The following is a 17,868-nucleotide window of genomic DNA, read 5'->3' as shown; positions in this document are numbered from 1 at the left end:
CGCCGGCGGGATGCCGTCAGAGCCATTCAGGGATGGTATCGCGGTTTATCATTTCGTCAAAGCTCGGCCGTGGGCGGATAACCGCGAATTGATCGCCATGGACCAACACTTCGGGGATCAAAGGCCGCGAATTATACTCGCTGCTCATCACAGCTCCATAAGCGCCCGCCGAGCGGAAGGCCACAAGATCGCCCGCGCCCAGCACCGGCATCATCCGCTGTTTGGCAAAGGTATCGCCCGATTCGCAGACCGGGCCGACGATATCCACCGGGCGCGGCTCTGCCCCCGCTGCGGGCTCATTCAGCGGCACGATATCATGCCAGGCGTCATACATCGCCGGGCGGATCAGATCGTTCATCGCCGCATCAAGGATCAGGAAATCCCGCCCCTCGCCGGATTTGAGGTAGATCACTTCGCTCACCAGCACGCCCGCGTTGCCGGCGATCAACCGCCCCGGCTCAATCTCGACCTCGCAGTCGAGATGCCCCAGCACCCGCTGCACCATCGCCCCATAATCCGTGGGCAGGGGCGGGGCCGAGTTGGACCGCTCGTAAGGAATGCCAAGGCCGCCGCCGAGGTCCAGCCGCCGGATGTTATGCCCCTCGGCGCGCAGCACCTCGGTCAGTTCCGCAACTTTGCGATAGGCCTGCTCAAAGGGGGCGAGATCGGTCAATTGGCTGCCGATATGCACGTCGATCCCGACGATCTCCAGCCCCGGCAGCTTGGCCGCCATAGCATAGACTTCGCGGGCGCGGGCAATCGGGATGCCGAATTTATTCTCGCTCTTGCCGGTGGCGATCTTGGCGTGGGTCTTGGCGTCCACATCGGGGTTCACGCGAATGGTGATCGGGGCCACTTTGCCCAACTCCCGCGCGACCTGATCGAGCAGGATCATCTCCGGCTCGCTCTCCACATTGAACTGCCGAATGCCGCCGGTGAGCGCCAGTTCGATCTCTTCGCGGGTCTTGCCAACGCCGGAGAAGACGATCTTGTCGCCCGACACCCCCGCCGCCTTGGCGCGGCGGTATTCGCCGCCCGAGACCACATCCATCCCCGCGCCGGCCTGCGCCAGCGTGCGCAGGACCGCCTGATTGGAATTGGCCTTCATCGCATAGCAGACCAGATGGTCCATGCCCGAAAGCGCGTCGTCGAAAAGATGGAAATGCCGCAGCAATGTTGCGGTGGAATAGACATAAACCGGCGTGCCGACCGCTGCCGCGATCTCTGCCAGGCTGACATCTTCGGCATGCAAGACACCGTCTTTATAAAGAAAATGATCCATCTCTTCTTGGCCCCAAATATGTCCGCCGGCGGCATGAAACCTATTGTCCGGCCTTATCTGATCGGCGCTGTCCGCAGGAACAGATAGAGCGGCAGGCCACAGCTCACCCCAATACAGAACGTGGCAGGAATGGCAATCAGCGCGCCGAAATTCCGGCGCACCGCGACCTCGGCAATGATCCAAAGCGTGAGGGTGATCGCGGCAATGGTCAGGTCCCAGACCAGCCCGCTGGTGGCGGCGTTCACATGCCAGGCCTCGACCATGGCGCTCAGGCGCCAGCCCTCGGCGCGGAACCATGTGATGAAATAATACATCGGATGCAGCGCACCCCAGACCGCGAGGCCGAGATAGAGCATCCGCAGCAAAGACATCAGAAGGTCTTTACCACGCCAAAGCTGCCATAGCCCGAAACGCTCAGCCCCGGTTCAACCGGCGCGGCCTCAGGGGTTTTGGGCGCAGGCGGCGTGCAAGCTGCCAGCGCCGCCAGGCTCAGGAGCAGCATGGCCCCCTTCATCCGCCGAGCCCAAGCGCCACCGAGAACGGCCCGCGCGCCAGCCCCAGCGTGGTGCCGACCGCCACGCCCGAGGAGGACATGGTGACACTGGTGCTCGCCGTGGGCCGCACCGGCTCGCCATCCGCACCGCAGGCGGCGAGAGTCAGCAGAGAGAGGATCGCAAAGCTGCGTTTCATGTCAGGATTTCCTTCCAACGCGCAATCTGGGCCCGCACCTGCGACGGCGCGGTGCCACCATAGGACATGCGCGAGTTTACCGAATTATCGACGCCAAGCACATCGAAAACATCCGCGGTGATCTCGGCATGCACCGATTGCATCTGCTCCAGCGTCAGATCCGGCAGATCACTACCCTGCGCCTCGGCCATGGCGACCAGCGTGCCGGTCACATGATGCGCGTCGCGGAACGGCAGGTTCGGCACCCGCACCAGCCAGTCGGCCAGATCGGTAGCGGTGGAAAAGCCAGAGCCCGCGGCGGCGGCGAGGTTCTCGCGCTCGGCGGTCATGTCGCCCACCATGCCGGTCATCGCGGCCAGCGCCAGCATCAGGTTGTCGGCGGCGTCAAAGACCTGCTCCTTGTCTTCCTGCATGTCTTTGGAATAGGCCAAGGGCAGCCCCTTCATCACCATCATCAGCGCGGTGTTGGCGCCAAAGATGCGGCCCACTTTGGCGCGGATCAGCTCGGCGGCGTCGGGGTTCTTTTTCTGTGGCATGATCGAGGAGCCGGTCGAGAAACGGTCCGACAGCGCCACGAAACGGAACTGCGCGGAGGACCAGATCACCAGTTCTTCGGCGAAGCGCGACAGATGCATTGCGCAGATGCTCGCGGCGCCCATGAACTCCAGCGCGAAGTCGCGGTCGCTCACGGCGTCGAGGGAGTTCGCGGCGGGACGGTCGAAACCGAGCGCCTCTGCCGTCATCTCGCGGTCGATCGGGAAGGAGGTGCCAGCCAGCGCGGCGGCCCCCAGTGGGCATTCGTTCATCCGTTTGCGGGCATCGCGGATGCGCGACAGGTCGCGGCCAAACATCTCGACATAGGCCATCATGTGATGCCCCCATGTCACGGGCTGGGCGGTTTGCAGATGGGTAAAGCCCGGCATGACCCAATCGGCCCCGGCCTCGGCCTGAGACAAAAGCGCGCGGATCAGCGCTTGCAGACCCTCGTCGGCGGCGTCCAACTGGTCGCGCACCCAGAGTTTGAAATCGGTGGCAACCTGGTCATTGCGGCTGCGACCCGTGTGCAGGCGGCCTGCGGGCTCACCGATCAGCTCTTTCAGCCTTGCTTCGACGTTCATGTGGATGTCTTCGAGCGCGGCAGAAAACTCAAACCGGCCCTCTTCGATCTCTGACAAGATTGTGAGAAGCCCTTCCCGTATCGCGTCTGCATCGCTATCAGTCAGGATGCCCGTGGCTGCCAGCATGGCGGCATGGGCCCGCGACCCTTTGATGTCTTGCGCGGCCATCCGTTTGTCGAACCCGATCGAGGCGTTGATCGCCTCCATGATCGCATCCGGTCCGGCGGCGAAACGGCCACCCCACATCTTGTTCGAGGTCGTGTCGGTCATGTTGAATACCCTTGGAGGGACGTATGAAAAATCTGGTGCTCGGCTTCGTTTATACGCTGCTTGTCGCAGGTGCAAACCCCGCCCTTGCCGATGTCGCCGACATCGCGGGTCTGCGCGAGGGTGATATGAAAAAGCTGGTGGTGCATGACGCACCGCAGGCGGCCTCTGACGCGACCTTTGAACGTGAGGACAGCGGCGAGGCGATGTCGCTGGCGGATTTCGAGGGCCAATATGTGCTGGTCAACTTCTGGGCCACATGGTGCGCCCCCTGCCGCAAGGAAATGCCGCAGTTGAATGCGTTGCAAAAGGAATTTGGCGGAGAGGACTTTCAGGTTCTGACCATCGCCACCGGGCGCAATACGCCCGAGGGGATCAAGCGGTTCTTTGAGGAAGCCGAGATCGACAGCCTGCCGCGGCATCAGGATCCGAAGCAGAAGCTTGCCAGCCAGATGGGTGTCTTGGGCCTGCCGATCACGGTGCTTCTGGACCGTGAGGGCCGCGAGATCGCGCGGCTGCAGGGCGATGCGGAATGGGATTCCGAAAGCGCGCGGGCGATTGTGGCGGCGCTGATCGGGGATGCGGCGGAGGGCTAAGCGCTGCCTTTGGCCGCACCATGTCGCGCGCGTGGCTTGCGGCAGGGCCCCAATGGGGCGGCCCTGCCCTTTCGGGCCCGATAGCTCCTAGGCCACCTGCTGCAGGATCGCCGCTTCTGGGGTCGACAAGGTCCGCCGCGCGAACCCGCCATAGAGATGCGGATCGGAGCCGAGATCGGGAGAGGCGGCAAGCAGCCGCGCCCGATCCGTGGCGGCCAGCGCCTCCAGCGGTGCGGAGGCGGGATGAAAGCTCTCGGTTTCCACGCTATTGGCCCAGATCACCTGATGCCGGTCCAGCATCACATGGATATAGGTCATCCCGCGCAGGCCGGCATCCACGGTCACCGTGCTGTCATTGACCAGATCCTTCGCCGCGACCAGGACTTCATCCGTGTTGAACATCTCGCGCGCCTTGGCACCGCCCAGCAGAATGCGATGCTCGGGCGAGACCAGCAGCCCGCCATCGGGGATCATCTGACCCAAAGCACCCGCCCGAAAGCGCACCGGCCGCAGATGCGGCATGGCATGGAACCGCGCGCCGGTCATCTGGCGGCTGCCGATCCAGGCGATGGGCTGGCTGCCGTTGTCCTTGGTCTGGATCAGATCGCCTTCGCGCAGGTCTTCGATCAGGGCAAAGCCGCGCGGCGTGCGGATGCGGGTGCCGGGGGTGAAACAGATCACCCCGGCCGCGGCGCCCGCCGGGGCCAGATGCGCCTCGGGGCGGCGCCCCAACCGATGGTGCACGACCCAAAGCTCGGTATGGCGCGGCGGCATTTCGTCGATGAACATCAACAGCGGCTGCCGCCCGCACCCGGGATCGATCAAGGTGACCGTGTAGGAACAAACCCCGTCGGTGACCAGAAAACTGTTGTCCATCAAGGGGCTGTCATCGTGCACGACCGGGGGGTCGGGCGGCACATGGTCCGTCTCCTCCAGCGCCGCGCCGATCAGGCGCTGCACCCGCCCCGCCGCGCGCCGGCGCAGTTCTGCCGCCCCGTCTGCCCGGTCCAGCCGCAACACGTCGGTCGGGCCATCCACGCGGATGACATCGCCGCGCCACGCCCAGGCGGCGCCCACCTCAAGCGCCGATACCGGCGCGGCCTCCTGACCGTCGATCTCTGTTTGCGACCAGCCGATGACAAACGTGCCCCGAAAGCCCGTTTTCATCTCTGCTCTGCCTGTTTTACGTCTTTTTGTTATGGCGAGCCTAACAGGCGCGGCGCGTGCCCGGAAGATGGCCGGGACGCGGACCTTCAACCTGTTGCAATTTGATCTTGGCGGCGCGGCGCAGGGCCAATCGCCGCGCAGCACCGCGGAACGCTTGTAAATTATCAGCGTCTTGGTAACGTTATCCCGTCCAACAGCCGGAGGCCGCCCATGTCAGACCCCGACACCCCTGCCCCATCGCGGCGCATCGTTTCCTCGCGGCACCTGGCCGAGGGCGAGGGCTGGGAGGCTTCGGAACTCGAATACGGGATGATCATCGCCTATAACGCCTTCACCCGCTGGATGTCGCGTTGCATGGCGGCGGCGGGCAATGGCGATCTGACGCCCTTGGAAATCCTCGTGCTGCACAATGCCAACCACCGGGGGCGCGAAAAGCGGCTGACCGACATCTGCTTTTTGCTGAACATCGAAGACACCCATACGGTGAACTATGCGCTGCGCAAACTGGTGAAGGCCGAACTGCTGAGCGCCGAAAAACGCGGCAAGGAGGTATTTTATCGCACCTCCGAGACGGGGGCAGAGCTCTGCGAGGCCTATAGGGCGATCCGCAAGGCCTGCTTTCTGGACGGCCTGCCCCGCACGGATATTTCCGGCGAGGAGCTGCGCCGGATTGCGGCGCAGCTGAGGGCGATGTCGGGGCAATATGATCAGGCCAGCCGCGCCGCGGCATCGCTGTAGATAGCCCCCGAAGGATTTTCGATTAAAGCACTGCGGCCATGGCGCGGGCGGTGTCGTTCATCCGGTTGGAAAAGGCCCATTCATTGTCATACCAGCTGACCACGCGGATCATCCCACCCTCGGTGACCCGGGTCTGCTCGGGGGCGAAGATCGATGAATGCGGGTCGTGGTTAAAATCTGAGGAGACCAGCGGGGCGGGCTCCACGGCCAGCACGCCTTTGAGCGCGCCGCCTGCGGCCTCGGCCATCGCGTCGTTGACCGCCTCAACCGTGGCGGGTTTGGCGGGCATGATGCAGAGGTCCACCAGCGAGACATTGGCCGTCGGCACGCGCACGGCGGAGCCTTCGAGGCGGCCCTTGAGATGCGGGATCACCTGGCTGATCGCAGCGGCGGCACCGGTGGAGGTCGGCACCATCGAGAGCGCAGCAGCCCGGCCCCGGTAGGGGTCACGGTGCGGGCTGTCATGGGTCGGCTGGTCGCCGGTATAGGCGTGGATCGTGGTCATATAGCCGGTCTCGATCCCGAAGCTCTCGTCGAGCACTTTGGCCACCGGGGCAAGACAATTGGTGGTGCAGGAAGCGTTGGAGACGATCACATCTTCGGCGGTCAGCTCTTGGTGGTTGACGCCATAGACCACGGTGCGGTCCGCGCCCTTGCCGGGGGCCGAGATGAGCACGCGTTTGCTGCCGTTCTCAAGATGTTTCGCCGCCGCCTCGCGCGCGGTGAAAAGCCCGGTGCATTCATAGACGATGTCCACATCATCCCAGGGCAGTTTGGCCGGGTCACGCTCGGCCGTGACGCGGATGCCCTGCCCGGCGATTTGGAGCCTGTCGCCCTTCAGTGCGGCGTCTACGGGCAGGCGGCCATGGACGGAATCGTATTTCAGCAGGTGCAGCAGGTTTTCAGCATCCGCAAGGTCGTTGATCGCGACCACTTCGAGCCCGTCAAAGCCGTTCTCTACCAGCGCGCGCAGCACGCAGCGGCCAATGCGGCCAAAGCCGTTGATGGCGATTTTCGTGGTCATGGGGTCCTCCGACTGCCCGGCCAGCGGGCGGATTGGTTAGCGCTAACATTCATGCGTAACATAGGGTGGATTGTCGGAAAATCAACCGTTGTATCGGCTTTGCGCTGGCAGTCTTTGATGGGGGCGGTAGATTGGGCCGAGCTTTAGGATCGGAGTCTTCGATGAGCCATGTATTGCACCGTAATCTGCGCGCGACGCAGCCCGTGATCATCCGCGGGGAGGGGAATTTTCTGATTGATGCGCAGGGCAAACGCTATCTCGATGCCTGCGGCGGCGCGGCGGTGTCGAGCCTGGGGCATGACAATGCCGCGGTGCGGGCGGCGATTGCGGCGCAGTTGGATCAGCTTGCCTTTGCCCATACCGGCCTCTTCACCAACCCGCCGGCGGAGGCTTTGGCCGATTACCTCATCGCCCATGCGCCCGAAGGCACCGGAGAAGGCCGGGTCATGTATCTTGGCAGCGGCTCCGAGGCGATGGAGGCGGCGCTGAAACTGGCGCGGCAATATCATCTGGAGCGCGGTGACAGCGCCAGGGCCAAGATCATCGCCCGCAAGCCCAGCTATCATGGCAATACGCTCGGCGCGCTGGCGGTGGGCGGCCATGCCGGGCGGCGCGCGCCATTTGCGCCGATGCTGATGGATGTGGAACATATCGACGCGGCCTATGCCTACCGGCTGCAAGGCCCGGGCGAGAGCGAGGCCGATTTTGCGCGGCGTCTGGCGGATCAGTTGGAGGCGCGGATCATGGAGCTGGGGCCGGAGACGGTGGCGGCTTTTGTGGCCGAACCGGTGGTTGGCGCCTCGCTCGGCTCGCAGCCTGCGCCTGCGGGCTATTTCAAACGGGTGCGCGAGATTTGCGACCGGCATGGGGTGCTGTTGATTGCCGATGAGGTGATGTGCGGCATGGGGCGCACGGGCAGCCTGTTTGCGCTGGAGCAGGAGGGCATCTGCGCCGATATCACCACGATGGCCAAGGGGCTCGGCGCGGGCTATCAGCCGATCGCGGCGGTGATGGCGCGCCAAAGCGTGATCGACGCGATCATGGCGGGCAGCGGCAGCCTGTGGAACGGGCATACCTATATGTCGCATGCGGTGGCCACGGCGGGGGCATTGGCGGTGTTGCAGGAGGTCGAGCGGCGTGACCTGCTGGGCGCCGTGCGGGCGCGGGGGGCACAGTTGGAAACGGCCTTGCGCGACCGCTTTGGCCAGCATGCCCATGTCGGCGATATTCGCGGGCGCGGGCTCTTCTGGTCGATCGAACTGGTGGCGGAGCGGGATGCAAAGCAGCCCTTTGACGTGACGCGCAATGTCGCGAGCAAGGTGCAGCGGGCGGCGATGGAAGCGGGGATGATCTGCTACCCGTCGCAGGGCTCCGCCGATGGCACGGCGGGGGATCATGTCTTGCTGGCCCCGGCCTTTACCTCGCCGCCAGAAGAGATCGACCAGATCGTGGAGATACTGGGCGCGGCGGTGGATCAGGTGATTGCCGCGGGCTGACCCCCTACCCTAACGGCCCTTGATGCGGATCGAGAAATTGCGCTGCGCACCGGCGGGCGGGCGCGGAAAAGGGGCGGCCTTGCGGATGATCCCGAGGGCCGCCCGGTCCAGCGCCGAGGAGCCGGAGCTTTGCGCCACCCGGGCGCTGGCAAGCTGGCCGCTGCCCGCGACAGAGAAGGCGATGACGGCGGTGCCCCGCGACCGCACCCGGGGTTTGCCGGCGCGGGCGATACGGGCCATGACCTTGCCGGGGTAGTTGCTGGCGGCGGCGTTGCCGGAAGGCGCGGCGGCCTGCTTGCGCGCGCCGGATTGGCTGGATTGGCCCGCGCGGGCCGTGGTTTGCGCGCCCTGCGTGTTGTCGCGCTTGGCATTGCCGCGGGCGGTCTGCTTGGGTTTTGGCGCGGGTTTGGGTTTGGCTTCTTGAGCCGCTTCGGCCGCGCGCTCTGGATCGCGACGTTGGGGGCGCTGCGAGAGCAGCGGCGCGGGGGTGGCTTCGGGCTCTGCCGTGAGCGCCTCGGTCGGCGGGGCGCTGGCGGTCTCTGTGGGGGTTGCGGGCGGTGTCACCGAGGGGAGAACAGGTGCTTCGCTCGCGCTCACAGCCGGAGGTGCAAGAGGGATCGTCTCTGGTGGGGGCGCGGCCACAGGTGCGGTGGGCTGAAGTGTTTCGAGCGGTTCCGCTTGCTCTGCGGCCAAGGGTGTGGCTTCGGGCGCGGTGACCGGCTGGGGCGTTTCGGCCTGTAGCGGGAGAGGTTCGACCGCGGGCGTTGGCGTGATCTCCTCCACCGGCTGAGCGGTCAGCGTGCCTGCTGACATATCCTCAAACCGGGTGCCAAGCTGGGCCGCAGCGGGCGTGCCGCCGCCTGCGATCTTGGCGCTGTCATCTAGGCGCAACCACTGGGACGCGCCCAGAACCGCCCCGGCGGCGAGGCCGAGGGACAGCAGCTTGGCGAGGTTCGAGCCGGGGATCATTGCAGCGCCCTTTGGGTGACCAGCAGCACCCGCCCGGCCCCGGCGGCGCGCAGCTCGCGGGTCAGGCGGACGAGGGTTTTGGCGGGCAGCGCCCGGTCCGGCAGGAGCCGCACGCTGGCGCGGGCCTCTTCATCCAGTTGGGCGACGAAATCGGCGGCGTTGGTGATGTCTTGGGCGGCATGGGTCAGACGCCCGTCGGGATGCACGATGAGCGCATCGGGCGGCGCGCGGCCCTCGAGGTCACGGGTCTCGATCAGCTTGAGGTCGGGGTCGAGCGGCTGCGCGAGCGTGCCCGCCACCATGAAAAAGACCAGCATCAGAAAGACGATGTTGATCAGCGCGATGGTCGGTTCGCGTTGCGCTTTGCGTTTGGCGAGCGGGCGCATGTTCAGCCCTCCAGAACCGTGACGCGCAGCGCCGGGAAGGCACGCAGGGCGATGAGCAGATCGGCAAGACGCTGGCTGTCGACCGCGTCAGAGAGCGAGACCAGCAGCGGGGTGCCCTCTTTGGCCTCGGCCAGCGGGCTGGCGCTGAGGCGGTCGAGCGACACCGTCGCGCCGTTGAGGCGCAAGCGGTCCACGTCAAGCTGCAGGAAAAAGGGTTTGGCCTCCACCGCCGCCCCGGCACCGGAAGTGGCGGCGGTGAGTTCGATCTCGCTGAATTTGGAGAAGGTCGAGGTGAGCATGAAAAACAACAGCAAGAGAAAGATCACGTCGATCAGCGAGGTCATCGACAAGCGGTTGCGCCGGCGGCGTGGCCTAGCCATGGGCGGCCTCGGCCAGCGGGGCATGGCTGCTTTGGCCGGGGTGCAGCACGGTCAGGATGGCCTTGTCGGCGATGACCCTTTCGTTCTCCATACGCTGCTCCAGCCAGCTCAGCACCAGCGCGGTGGGCATGGCGACGACCAGCCCGACGGCGGTGGTCAGAAGGGCCACCCAGATGCCGCCCGCAAGGATCGACGGGTCGACCTGCGCGCCTGCGTCCTGCAGGGCGCGGAAGGCTTCGATCATGCCCAGCACGGTGCCGAAAAGCCCCAGCAGCGGCGCGAGCTGCGCCACGGAATCGAGCAGCCGGAAGCCGCGTTCGAGCTTGGCAAAACGCAGCTCTGCTTCGGCCTGCAGCCGGGCCTGACCGGCGCCGGGCGTGGTCATGGCCATTTTGACCACCGGAACGAGATAGCTTTTGGACCGGGTCAACGCGGCCTCTGCCGCCGGCCTGTCGCCCTGTTCCCATGCGCGCACGGCCTCCGACAGCGCCCTGTGGCGGCCCACGGCGGCGGCGCGGAACTGCCATGTCTTATAGAGCGCGACCGCAAGGGTCAGCACCGCGACGACCATCAGGATGACCACGACCGGGCCACCGGTTTCGGCAATGTCGCGCAGCGGGGCGAGCAGATCGGTCAGGGGGTCCATCAGCCCAGCACCTCAATCTCGGTGCGCGACGTGAGGCCGAGATCGCTCTCGCAGGTGCCCGCGTCCACCCCCTCGCCTGTGCAGGTCTGCGCGCCGTTAAAGAGGATGCGGCTCAGATTCTCGCAGCTGGTTTGCGGCACGACAAATTGGCGCACGCGGGGGCGGCCCACGGGCAGCGCGCCGAAATCAAAGAGGGTCAGCCGGTCAACGGTCCCGTTCTGGTCAAAAAGCACGGTCTCATAGACCGCCTTGTCGAGCGCTGTTTCGAGCCTGTTGGTGATGAGGAAGGTGAGCTTGCAATTCGCCTCGCTGGTTTCGGCGGCGTTCAATTCGACCTGGAGCCCAGCGGGGGCCGGGGCGGCTTCGACCCTAGTTTCGACCTTTGTTTCGGCCACCGCCGCATGGGCGAGCAGGACAGGCAAGGCCACGAGGGCGGCGAGACGAGAATGCGACATGGGTGGCTCCCTGAGCGTTTCGAAAGGCGGCGCGCGGCACCGAAAGGTGCGCACCGTCTGAAATCTATGGCCGCTGCCTAACAAAAGCGAAAGCCCTTCGCAATCCCGACTTTATTTGTCAGGTAAAAGGTTTTCACCACGCTGCGCAGCGCGCGGGCTGGAACCTGCAGGCCGCTCCTATCGTTTCCCGCAAAAGGAGAACGACATGACCCTGCGATTTGAACAGATCCTCGCCGATGGCGTCGCCGAATGCTCCTACCTGCTGGGCGACGATGCCACCCATACCTGCGCCGTGGTCGATCCGCGCCCGGATGTGGGCATCTATATCGAGACCGCGCGGCGCTTTGGCATGGCGATCACCCATGTGTTTGAGACCCATATCCACGCCGATTTCCTCAGCGGGGCGCGTGAATTGGTGGACCGTCTTGGCGGTCAGGCCAAGCTCTATGTCAGCACCGAGGGCGGGGCGGAATACGGTTTTGACCATGAAGCGGTGCGCGATGGGGATGAGTTCACCTTTGGCGGCATGCGGATGAAGGCGCGTTTCACCCCCGGCCATACGCCCGAACATATGTCCTACATGCTCTATGACGGCGACAAGGAGACGCCTTGGGGCGTGCTTTCGGGCGATGCGTTTTTCGTCGACAGCGTGGGGCGGCCGGACCTTCTGGGCGAGGATGAGACCGAAGCCTTGACCGAAAAACTGTTCCACACGGTGCGCGATGTTTTCATGGCGCTGCCGGATGATGTGATTATTTACCCCTGCCACGGTGCGGGTTCGGCCTGCGGGCCGAATATCGGTGATCGGATGTCCTCGACCATTGGCTATGAGCGGCGGTTCAACAGCTATGCTAGGATCGAAGACCTCGATGCGTTCAAAGAGACCATGCTGAACGACGCCCCGCCGGTGCCCTCGCATTACCCACGGATGAAGAAGGTGAATGCCAAGGGGCCGGAAGTGTTGCGCAACCTGCCGCGCATTCCGCCGATGACGGTGGAGGCATTTGCCAAGGTGGCCGAGGACGGGGCGCAGCTGCTCGATGTGCGTGACATGATGGGCTTTGGCGGCGGCTATGTGCGCGGCAGCCTGAACATCGGCCTGCGTCCGGAACTGTCGGTCTGGGCCGGGTGGCTGCTGGACCCCGAGCGCCCGATCTATCTGGTGACCGAAGATGATGCCGAAGTGGACGACGCGCTGCGCCTGCTGTGGCGCACCGGGTTCACGGATTTTGGCGGCTATCTCGCCGGTGGCATCGGGGCGTGGCGCGAGGCCGGGCGCGCATTGGCGCAGATCCCGCAGATTTCGGTGCATGAGTTGAAGGAGGCGGAGGACATCACCCCGCTCGACGTGCGTAAGCCGGACGAATGGGAGGGCGGCCATATCCCCGGTGCCACCCACGCCTTTCTCGGCGAGCTGCGCGACAGGCTGAGCGACCTCGACAAGACCGCGCCCTATGCCACCTATTGTGCCAGCGGTTTCCGCGCCAGCATCGCGTCGAGCCTGCTCGCGGCGCATGGGTTCACCAATATCCGCAATGTACCGGGAAGCTGGAAGGCCTGGACCGTCGCCGGCTATCCCATTGAAAAGGAGACTGAAGCATGACCAGTGACGCGCAAAAGATCGCAACGATTGACCCAAATCACACGGTGGCGCTTTTCACCCCCGATGCCGAGACACTGAAGCAGGTGGCATCCTCAGGCGTAAAGACGGTGGTGAATTTCCGCGCTGAGGGTGAGAAAGGCGGGCTGACGCCCGAGGAAGAGCGCCAGCAGGCGGAGCGTCTGGGGCTGAACTATCTTCATTACCCGGTGACGGCGGAAAGCCTCGATGCGGCGCTGGTGGATGAGTTCCGCTGGGCGCTGGATGACCTGCCGCAGCCGGTGTTTCTGCATTGCGCCTCGGGCAAACGGGCGGGCGCGATGACGCTGATGGCGCTGGCGGCGGATAAGGGTTGGGACGGTGAGACCGCGTTGCAGGAAGGCAAGGCGCGGGGCATTGATCTGACGGAAGAAAAGATCGGCCCATTCGTCACATCCTATGCGAATGAAAAGGCCAATGTATAGAACATCAGCGCGTCCGGTATCGCCGGGCGCGCGGCGTCATTCCCCGCGCGCGCAGTAGAGCTTGTGCAGGGTTTCCAACACGGCCGCGGCCTCAGGACCCTTCACGCTATAATAGATCGTCTGCCCCGCGCGGCGGCCTTCGACCAATCCGGCCTCTTTCAGCTTTTTCAACTGCTGCGACATGGTGGATTGCGACAGCCCGCAGGCCTGTGCCAGATCGCCCACCGACCGCTCCCCATGCAGCAAACGGCAGAGGATCTGCAAACGCGCCTCGGAAGCGAGCATCGTCATCAGTGCCGCCGCCCCCGCGATATCGCCGTCCAGAAAATCATCCACGTTTTTCATATTACGTCCATTGAATATTACGAACCTCGAATATATAGTTCTAGGCAGTTGGATACAAGGCCCGCCCGCGCCATGCCGCGGGCGCATCACGGAGATGGAATATGGAAACCGAATTTACCCCTTGGCTGTCGCTTGGCGGCGGCATGATGATCGGGGCCGCGGCGGTGCTGCTGATGGCCACCAATGGGCGTATCGCGGGCATCAGCGGGCTTACGGCCAAGATTTTCACCCGCAGCACCGATGGCGAAGCGCGCGGCGTCTCGGCGCTGTTCGTGTTCGGGTTGCTGCTCGCCGCGCCGCTGTGGTTGCTGGTCTCGGGCGGCTGGCCGCAGCAATGGGTGCCCTCGAACCCGGTTCTGATGGCCGTGGCGGGGCTGCTGGTCGGCTTTGGCGCGAGCTATGGCAATGGCTGCACCTCGGGCCATGGGGTCTGCGGGATCAGCCGCGGCTCGGCGCGGTCGATCGTGGCGACGGTCACCTTCATGGTGACGGCCTTTGCCACCGTTTTCGTTATGCGTCATGTGATCGGAGGCTGACATGAAACAGATTTTCGCCCTTCTCTCCGGCCTGATCTTTGGCATCGGCCTTATCGTCTCTGGCATGGCGAACCCGGCCAAGATCCTGAACTTCCTCGATGTCTTCGGGACATGGGACCCAAGCCTCGCCTTTGTCATGGGCGGCGCCATCGCCATCACCGCGCCGGGCTTTGCCCTGCTCTTCCGCAGCCGGCAGAAACCGCTGTTCGACAATAGCTTTCGCGTGCCGACCCGCAATGATCTGGAGCCGAAGCTGATCACAGGCGCTGCGATCTTTGGCATCGGCTGGGGTCTGGGCGGCTTTTGCCCCGGCCCGGCGCTGACCGCCTTGCCCCTTGCCGCGACCGGGACGCTGATCTTCGTGCCCTTCATGCTCGCAGGCATGTGGGCGGCGCGTCATACACCTGACATTTCACCGAACCCACATAAAGGAACCGCATCATGAGCGATCCGCTGAACTCCCCCATTGTCCGCCACTCCCCGTCCACCGGGGCCGGCAGCCCTGATGTCTGGGGCATCTATGAGCCTGACACCGGGTCGATCCAGTATATCTGCGCGGACCCGGCGACCAAACAGGCCGCGCTGATTGACGTGGTGTGGAACTTCAACCCGAAGAACTACCGTTTCTCGACCGAGAGCATGGATCAGGTCTTGGAGCTTGTGCAAGAGAACGGGCTGACCGTGGAATGGGTGCTGGACACCCACCCCCATGCGGATCACGTCATGGCTTCGGCCCAGCTCAAAGAGCGCACCGGTGCGCCCAATGCCATCGGGGCGCTGGTGCCGGAGATCGCGAAAATCTGGGCGGACCTCTACAACCTGCCTGAGGCCTTTGACCCGGACCGCGATTTTGACCATCTGTTCGAAGAAGGCGAGACCTTCAAGATCGGTGAGCTGGACGTCAAGGTGATGCTCTCGCCCGGCCACACGCTGGGGTCGATCTCCTACATCTGCGGCGATGCGGCCTTCGTGCATGACACGCTGATGCAGCCGGATGCGGGCACGTCGCGCTCGGATTTTCCCGGCGGCAAGACGACGGAGCTTTGGGACTCGATCCAGGACATCCTCGCCCTGCCCGGCAACACGCGGCTCTATGTCGGCCATGATTATGGCACCAAGGAGCGCAAGGAGCCGATGTGGGAGGCAACCGTGGCGGAGCACAAGGCCAACAACATCCACGTCAAAGATGGCACCAAGCGCGAAGACTATATCGAACGCCGCCAGACCCGCGACGCGACCCTGGCGCTGCCGAACCGCATCCTTGCGGCTTTGCAGATCAACCTGCGCGGCGGGCGGCTGCCTGCGGCAGAGGATGATGGCAACCATTACCTGAAACTGCCGGTGAACCGGTTCGACTAGGCTTGGCCGGGCGGCCCTGCGGGGCTGCCCTTTGCTGTGATGGATAATGTGACATGACCTTCCCCACCCTTGCCCGATATCTGCCGATCCTCGATTGGGGCCGGCGCTATGACCGGGACCAGTTCGCCGGAGACCTGCTGGCCGCCGTGATCGTGACGATCATGCTGATCCCGCAGTCGCTGGCCTATGCGCTGCTGGCCGGGATGCCGCCCGAGGCGGGGATCTATGCCTCGATCGCGCCGATTGTTCTTTATGCGATTTTCGGCACCAGCCGGGCGCTGGCGGTGGGGCCGGTGGCGGTTGTGTCGCTGATGACGGCGGCAGCGGTCGGCAATATCGCCGAGAGCGGGACGGCAGGATACGTCACGGCGGCGCTGACGCTGGCCTTTCTCTCGGGCGCGATGCTTTTGGCCTTGGGCCTGTTTCGGCTCGGGTTTCTGGCAAATTTCCTGTCGCATCCGGTGATCGCGGGGTTCATCACAGCCTCGGGCATTCTGATCGCGGCGAGCCAGCTGCGGCATATTCTGGGGATCGAGGCCGAGGGCCATACGCTGGTCGAGATCCTCGCCAGCCTCGCCGCGCATCTGGGGGAAGTAAACCCGATCACCCTGCTGCTGGGCGTGACCGCGACCGGGTTTCTGTTCTGGGTGCGCGGCGGGCTGAAGCCGCTGCTCAAACGCATGGGGCTGGGACCACGGTTGGCGGATATCGGGGCCAAGATGGGGCCGGTGCTGGCGATTGTCGGGACCACGCTGGCGGTCTGGGGTTTTGATCTGGGCGAAAGAGGTGTCGCGATTGTGGGCGCAGTGCCGCAGAGCCTGCCGCCGCTCACCCTGCCCTCCTTCTCGCCGGACCTGCTGTCGGAATTGTTCATCCCGGCACTGCTGATCTCGATCATCGGCTTCGTCGAAAGCATCTCTGTCGCCCAGACCCTCGCCGCCAAGAAACGCCAGCGCATTGATCCGGATCAGGAGTTGATCGGGCTGGGCAGCGCCAACCTTGGGGCCGCCTTTACCGGGGGGTTTCCGGTCACCGGGGGATTTTCACGCTCGGTGGTAAATTTCGATGCCGGGGCCGAGACGCCAGCGGCGGGGGCCTTTGCCGCCGTGGGGCTGGCGCTGGCGGCGCTTTTCCTGACACCGCTGATCTATTTCCTGCCCAAGGCCACGCTGGCCGCCACGATCATCGTCGCGGTGCTGAGCCTGGTTGATTTCTCGATCCTGAAACGCGCTTGGGCCTTTAGCCATGCCGATTTCGCCGCCGTGAGCGTGACGATTGCGCTGACGCTGATCTTTGGCGTCGAGGCCGGGGTGAGCGCGGGGGTGATCACCTCGATCCTCGTGCATCTTTACAAGACCTCGCGCCCCCATATGGCCGTGGTGGGCCGGGTGCCGGGGACCGAGCATTTCCGCAATGTGCTGCGCCATGAGGTCGAGACCCAGCCGCATGTGCTGTCGCTTCGGGTGGATGAGAGCCTCTATTTCCCCAATGCGCGGTTTCTGGAGGATCAGCTGGGCCGTTTCGCCGCCGAGAAGCCGGAACTGACCGATGTGGTACTGATGTTCCCGGCGGTGAATGAGATCGACCTCTCGGCGCTGGAATCGCTTGAGGCGATCAACACCCGGCTGAAGGATGCCGACATCCGCCTGCATCTGAGCGAGGTGAAAGGCCCGGTGATGGACCGGTTGCAACGCAGCCACTTCCTTGATGAGCTGACCGGAGAGGTCTTTCTGAGCCAGCATGAAGCGATTTGTGCCTTGTCGCAGAAGGCATCCGGGGCGGTGGGCAATATCGCGGCCAAGGCGGGAACCGCCCTGCCCCCGGCGCGTTAGGCTGGCATGAAGATGAAACACGCCCTTGCCGCCCTCACCGCCAGTCTGATCGCCACCACCGCCAGCGCCGAACAGGTCGGCAATGTCGACGTCGATTGGCTGGGCAATGATATCGTTGTCGAAGCGGTGGCCGACCCCAAGGTCAAGGGTGTGACCTGTCATCTGGCCTATTTCGAACGCGGGTTGATTGACCGCTTCCAAAAGGGCAATTGGTTTGAAGACCCGTCAAACTCCTCGATCTCCTGCCGCCAGACCGGGCCGATTGAAATGGGCGATATCGAGATGGATGACGAGGGCGAGAATGTCTTTAGCGAACGCCGCTCGATCATCTTCAAAACCCTGCGGGTGAAGCGGATTTTCGATCAGAAGAACAACACCTTGATCTACATCAGCCACAGCCAGCGGGTGCAGGATGGCTCGGCCAAGATGTCGATGTCCACCGTGCCGCTCTATACCCCCGGACAATAGCCCCGATCTTCGGCAAAGCCTTGCCACGGCTGCAAAGTCGCCTTGTCGGG

At 64.4% G+C, this 17,868-nt stretch carries 22 protein-coding genes and 1 pseudogene; 10 read left to right on the top strand and 13 right to left on the bottom strand.

Annotated features, from left to right (window positions below; all coding sequences use genetic code 11):
• Positions 1 to 16: 16 nt before the first annotated feature.
• Genes lysA through argH form a run of 5 tightly spaced genes read right to left on the bottom strand, consistent with a single transcriptional unit; the run spans position 17 to position 3,360 of the window.
• Entirely contained in the window at positions 17 to 1,282 is a 1,266-nt protein-coding gene (gene lysA / locus AB4M76_RS05520) for a diaminopimelate decarboxylase (RefSeq protein ID WP_368440806.1), read from the bottom strand.
• A gap of 53 nt (positions 1,283 to 1,335) precedes the next feature.
• On the bottom strand, positions 1,336 to 1,653 hold the full coding sequence (locus tag AB4M76_RS05515; RefSeq protein ID WP_368440805.1) for a DUF2834 domain-containing protein: 318 nt from the start codon (positions 1,651 to 1,653) through the stop codon (positions 1,336 to 1,338).
• On the bottom strand, positions 1,653 to 1,784 hold the full coding sequence (locus AB4M76_RS05510; protein WP_368440804.1) for a hypothetical protein: 132 nt from the start codon (positions 1,782 to 1,784) through the stop codon (positions 1,653 to 1,655). The genes AB4M76_RS05515 and AB4M76_RS05510 overlap by 1 nt, the downstream gene beginning before the upstream one ends.
• Positions 1,785 to 1,792: 8 nt before the next feature.
• Positions 1,793 to 1,972: a hypothetical protein gene (locus AB4M76_RS05505; protein ID WP_368440803.1), complete on the bottom strand. Its 180-nt coding sequence runs from the start codon at positions 1,970 to 1,972 to the stop codon at positions 1,793 to 1,795.
• Positions 1,969 to 3,360: an argininosuccinate lyase gene (argH, locus tag AB4M76_RS05500; RefSeq protein ID WP_368440802.1), complete on the bottom strand. Its 1,392-nt coding sequence runs from the start codon at positions 3,358 to 3,360 to the stop codon at positions 1,969 to 1,971. The genes AB4M76_RS05505 and argH overlap by 4 nt, the downstream gene beginning before the upstream one ends.
• A 23-nt stretch (positions 3,361 to 3,383) precedes the next feature.
• Between argH and AB4M76_RS05495 the strand changes: the two genes are divergently transcribed.
• The gene (locus AB4M76_RS05495; protein ID WP_368440801.1) at positions 3,384 to 3,953 is read left to right on the top strand and encodes a TlpA family protein disulfide reductase; all 570 of its coding nucleotides are present in this window, start codon (positions 3,384 to 3,386) and stop codon (positions 3,951 to 3,953) included.
• 87 nt (positions 3,954 to 4,040) lie between these two features.
• Here AB4M76_RS05495 and AB4M76_RS05490 read toward each other — a convergent pair whose 3' ends face one another.
• Positions 4,041 to 5,120 carry a Hint domain-containing protein gene (locus AB4M76_RS05490; protein ID WP_368440800.1) on the bottom strand — a complete coding sequence of 360 codons (1,080 nt, stop codon included), beginning with the start codon at positions 5,118 to 5,120 and terminating at the stop codon, positions 4,041 to 4,043.
• A gap of 210 nt (positions 5,121 to 5,330) precedes the next feature.
• Between AB4M76_RS05490 and AB4M76_RS05485 the strand changes: the two genes are divergently transcribed.
• Positions 5,331 to 5,858 carry a winged helix DNA-binding protein gene (locus AB4M76_RS05485; RefSeq protein ID WP_368440799.1) on the top strand — a complete coding sequence of 176 codons (528 nt, stop codon included), beginning with the start codon at positions 5,331 to 5,333 and terminating at the stop codon, positions 5,856 to 5,858.
• 22 nt (positions 5,859 to 5,880) lie between these two features.
• Here AB4M76_RS05485 and gap read toward each other — a convergent pair whose 3' ends face one another.
• Positions 5,881 to 6,882 (bottom strand): type I glyceraldehyde-3-phosphate dehydrogenase, encoded by a 1,002-nt coding sequence (gene gap / locus AB4M76_RS05480; RefSeq protein ID WP_368440798.1) that lies wholly within the window; start codon positions 6,880 to 6,882, stop codon positions 5,881 to 5,883.
• 161 nt (positions 6,883 to 7,043) lie between these two features.
• On the opposite strand from gap, the gene AB4M76_RS05475 reads away from it, so the two are divergent.
• On the top strand, positions 7,044 to 8,378 hold the full coding sequence (locus AB4M76_RS05475; protein ID WP_368440797.1) for an aspartate aminotransferase family protein: 1,335 nt from the start codon (positions 7,044 to 7,046) through the stop codon (positions 8,376 to 8,378).
• A gap of 9 nt (positions 8,379 to 8,387) precedes the next feature.
• Here the strand turns inward: AB4M76_RS05475 and AB4M76_RS05470 are convergent, their stop codons facing one another.
• Genes AB4M76_RS05470 through AB4M76_RS05450 form a run of 5 tightly spaced genes read right to left on the bottom strand, consistent with a single transcriptional unit; the run spans position 8,388 to position 11,214 of the window.
• The gene (locus AB4M76_RS05470) at positions 8,388 to 9,347 is read right to left on the bottom strand and encodes a TonB family protein (protein WP_368440796.1); all 960 of its coding nucleotides are present in this window, start codon (positions 9,345 to 9,347) and stop codon (positions 8,388 to 8,390) included.
• Positions 9,344 to 9,733, bottom strand: a complete 390-nt coding sequence (locus tag AB4M76_RS05465; protein WP_368440795.1) for an ExbD/TolR family protein — start codon at positions 9,731 to 9,733, stop codon at positions 9,344 to 9,346. Before AB4M76_RS05465 ends, AB4M76_RS05470 begins: the two co-directional genes overlap by 4 nt.
• A 2-nt stretch (positions 9,734 to 9,735) precedes the next feature.
• Entirely contained in the window at positions 9,736 to 10,113 is a 378-nt protein-coding gene (locus tag AB4M76_RS05460) for a biopolymer transporter ExbD (protein ID WP_368440794.1), read from the bottom strand.
• Positions 10,106 to 10,759, bottom strand: coding sequence for a MotA/TolQ/ExbB proton channel family protein (locus AB4M76_RS05455; protein ID WP_368440793.1), 654 nt, complete (start codon positions 10,757 to 10,759; stop codon positions 10,106 to 10,108). The genes AB4M76_RS05460 and AB4M76_RS05455 overlap by 8 nt, the downstream gene beginning before the upstream one ends.
• A complete protein-coding gene (locus AB4M76_RS05450; protein WP_368440792.1) occupies positions 10,759 to 11,214 on the bottom strand; it encodes a hypothetical protein in 456 nt (151 codons plus the stop codon). Before AB4M76_RS05450 ends, AB4M76_RS05455 begins: the two co-directional genes overlap by 1 nt.
• Before the next feature lie 205 nt (positions 11,215 to 11,419).
• Here AB4M76_RS05450 and AB4M76_RS05445 point away from each other — a divergent pair, with 205 nt between their 5' ends.
• Positions 11,420 to 12,817, top strand: coding sequence for a rhodanese-like domain-containing protein (locus AB4M76_RS05445; protein WP_368440791.1), 1,398 nt, complete (start codon positions 11,420 to 11,422; stop codon positions 12,815 to 12,817).
• Positions 12,814 to 13,278 (top strand): sulfur transferase domain-containing protein, encoded by a 465-nt coding sequence (locus AB4M76_RS05440; protein ID WP_368440790.1) that lies wholly within the window; start codon positions 12,814 to 12,816, stop codon positions 13,276 to 13,278. Before AB4M76_RS05445 ends, AB4M76_RS05440 begins: the two co-directional genes overlap by 4 nt.
• Before the next feature lie 36 nt (positions 13,279 to 13,314).
• Here the strand turns inward: AB4M76_RS05440 and AB4M76_RS05435 are convergent, their stop codons facing one another.
• On the bottom strand, positions 13,315 to 13,623 hold the full coding sequence (locus AB4M76_RS05435) for an ArsR/SmtB family transcription factor (RefSeq protein WP_368440789.1): 309 nt from the start codon (positions 13,621 to 13,623) through the stop codon (positions 13,315 to 13,317).
• 98 nt (positions 13,624 to 13,721) lie between these two features.
• On the opposite strand from AB4M76_RS05435, the pseudogene AB4M76_RS05430 reads away from it, so the two are divergent.
• From AB4M76_RS05430 to AB4M76_RS05410, 5 genes and pseudogenes are all read left to right on the top strand, one after another.
• Positions 13,722 to 14,159 (top strand): annotated as a pseudogene (locus tag AB4M76_RS05430) (YeeE/YedE family protein); the annotation flags it as partial.
• A 1-nt stretch (position 14,160) separates the two neighbouring features.
• Positions 14,161 to 14,604: a DUF6691 family protein gene (locus AB4M76_RS05425; RefSeq protein ID WP_368440788.1), complete on the top strand. Its 444-nt coding sequence runs from the start codon at positions 14,161 to 14,163 to the stop codon at positions 14,602 to 14,604.
• Positions 14,601 to 15,518, top strand: a complete 918-nt coding sequence (locus AB4M76_RS05420; protein ID WP_368440787.1) for an MBL fold metallo-hydrolase — start codon at positions 14,601 to 14,603, stop codon at positions 15,516 to 15,518. Before AB4M76_RS05425 ends, AB4M76_RS05420 begins: the two co-directional genes overlap by 4 nt.
• Positions 15,519 to 15,571: 53 nt before the next feature.
• The gene (locus AB4M76_RS05415; RefSeq protein WP_368440786.1) at positions 15,572 to 17,350 is read left to right on the top strand and encodes a SulP family inorganic anion transporter; all 1,779 of its coding nucleotides are present in this window, start codon (positions 15,572 to 15,574) and stop codon (positions 17,348 to 17,350) included.
• Between the two features lie 6 nt (positions 17,351 to 17,356).
• Positions 17,357 to 17,818, top strand: a complete 462-nt coding sequence (locus tag AB4M76_RS05410; protein ID WP_368440785.1) for a CreA family protein — start codon at positions 17,357 to 17,359, stop codon at positions 17,816 to 17,818.
• The last annotated feature ends 50 nt before the right edge of the window (positions 17,819 to 17,868 follow it).

Source organism: Sulfitobacter sp. PS-8MA (assembly GCF_040933935.1).
In the GTDB taxonomy this organism is placed as follows: Bacteria; Pseudomonadota; Alphaproteobacteria; order Rhodobacterales; family Rhodobacteraceae; genus Sulfitobacter.
The sequence above is the reverse complement of the archived record's forward strand: the minus strand, read 5'-3'. Positions and strand labels throughout refer to the sequence as shown.

Coding starts and splice junctions, on each gene's coding strand:
- lysA (WP_368440806.1), bottom strand. CDS start 1,282: ATGGATCATTTTCTTTATAAAGACGGTGTCTTGCATGCCGAAGATGTC.
- AB4M76_RS05515 (WP_368440805.1), bottom strand. CDS start 1,653: ATGTCTTTGCTGCGGATGCTCTATCTCGGCCTCGCGGTCTGGGGTGCG.
- AB4M76_RS05510 (WP_368440804.1), bottom strand. CDS start 1,784: ATGCTGCTCCTGAGCCTGGCGGCGCTGGCAGCTTGCACGCCGCCTGCG.
- AB4M76_RS05505 (WP_368440803.1), bottom strand. CDS start 1,972: ATGAAACGCAGCTTTGCGATCCTCTCTCTGCTGACTCTCGCCGCCTGC.
- argH (WP_368440802.1), bottom strand. CDS start 3,360: ATGACCGACACGACCTCGAACAAGATGTGGGGTGGCCGTTTCGCCGCC.
- AB4M76_RS05495 (WP_368440801.1), top strand. CDS start 3,384: ATGAAAAATCTGGTGCTCGGCTTCGTTTATACGCTGCTTGTCGCAGGT.
- AB4M76_RS05490 (WP_368440800.1), bottom strand. CDS start 5,120: ATGAAAACGGGCTTTCGGGGCACGTTTGTCATCGGCTGGTCGCAAACA.
- AB4M76_RS05485 (WP_368440799.1), top strand. CDS start 5,331: ATGTCAGACCCCGACACCCCTGCCCCATCGCGGCGCATCGTTTCCTCG.
- gap (WP_368440798.1), bottom strand. CDS start 6,882: ATGACCACGAAAATCGCCATCAACGGCTTTGGCCGCATTGGCCGCTGC.
- AB4M76_RS05475 (WP_368440797.1), top strand. CDS start 7,044: ATGAGCCATGTATTGCACCGTAATCTGCGCGCGACGCAGCCCGTGATC.
- AB4M76_RS05470 (WP_368440796.1), bottom strand. CDS start 9,347: ATGATCCCCGGCTCGAACCTCGCCAAGCTGCTGTCCCTCGGCCTCGCC.
- AB4M76_RS05465 (WP_368440795.1), bottom strand. CDS start 9,733: ATGCGCCCGCTCGCCAAACGCAAAGCGCAACGCGAACCGACCATCGCG.
- AB4M76_RS05460 (WP_368440794.1), bottom strand. CDS start 10,113: ATGGCTAGGCCACGCCGCCGGCGCAACCGCTTGTCGATGACCTCGCTG.
- AB4M76_RS05455 (WP_368440793.1), bottom strand. CDS start 10,759: ATGGACCCCCTGACCGATCTGCTCGCCCCGCTGCGCGACATTGCCGAA.
- AB4M76_RS05450 (WP_368440792.1), bottom strand. CDS start 11,214: ATGTCGCATTCTCGTCTCGCCGCCCTCGTGGCCTTGCCTGTCCTGCTC.
- AB4M76_RS05445 (WP_368440791.1), top strand. CDS start 11,420: ATGACCCTGCGATTTGAACAGATCCTCGCCGATGGCGTCGCCGAATGC.
- AB4M76_RS05440 (WP_368440790.1), top strand. CDS start 12,814: ATGACCAGTGACGCGCAAAAGATCGCAACGATTGACCCAAATCACACG.
- AB4M76_RS05435 (WP_368440789.1), bottom strand. CDS start 13,623: ATGAAAAACGTGGATGATTTTCTGGACGGCGATATCGCGGGGGCGGCG.
- AB4M76_RS05425 (WP_368440788.1), top strand. CDS start 14,161: ATGAAACAGATTTTCGCCCTTCTCTCCGGCCTGATCTTTGGCATCGGC.
- AB4M76_RS05420 (WP_368440787.1), top strand. CDS start 14,601: ATGAGCGATCCGCTGAACTCCCCCATTGTCCGCCACTCCCCGTCCACC.
- AB4M76_RS05415 (WP_368440786.1), top strand. CDS start 15,572: ATGACCTTCCCCACCCTTGCCCGATATCTGCCGATCCTCGATTGGGGC.
- AB4M76_RS05410 (WP_368440785.1), top strand. CDS start 17,357: ATGAAGATGAAACACGCCCTTGCCGCCCTCACCGCCAGTCTGATCGCC.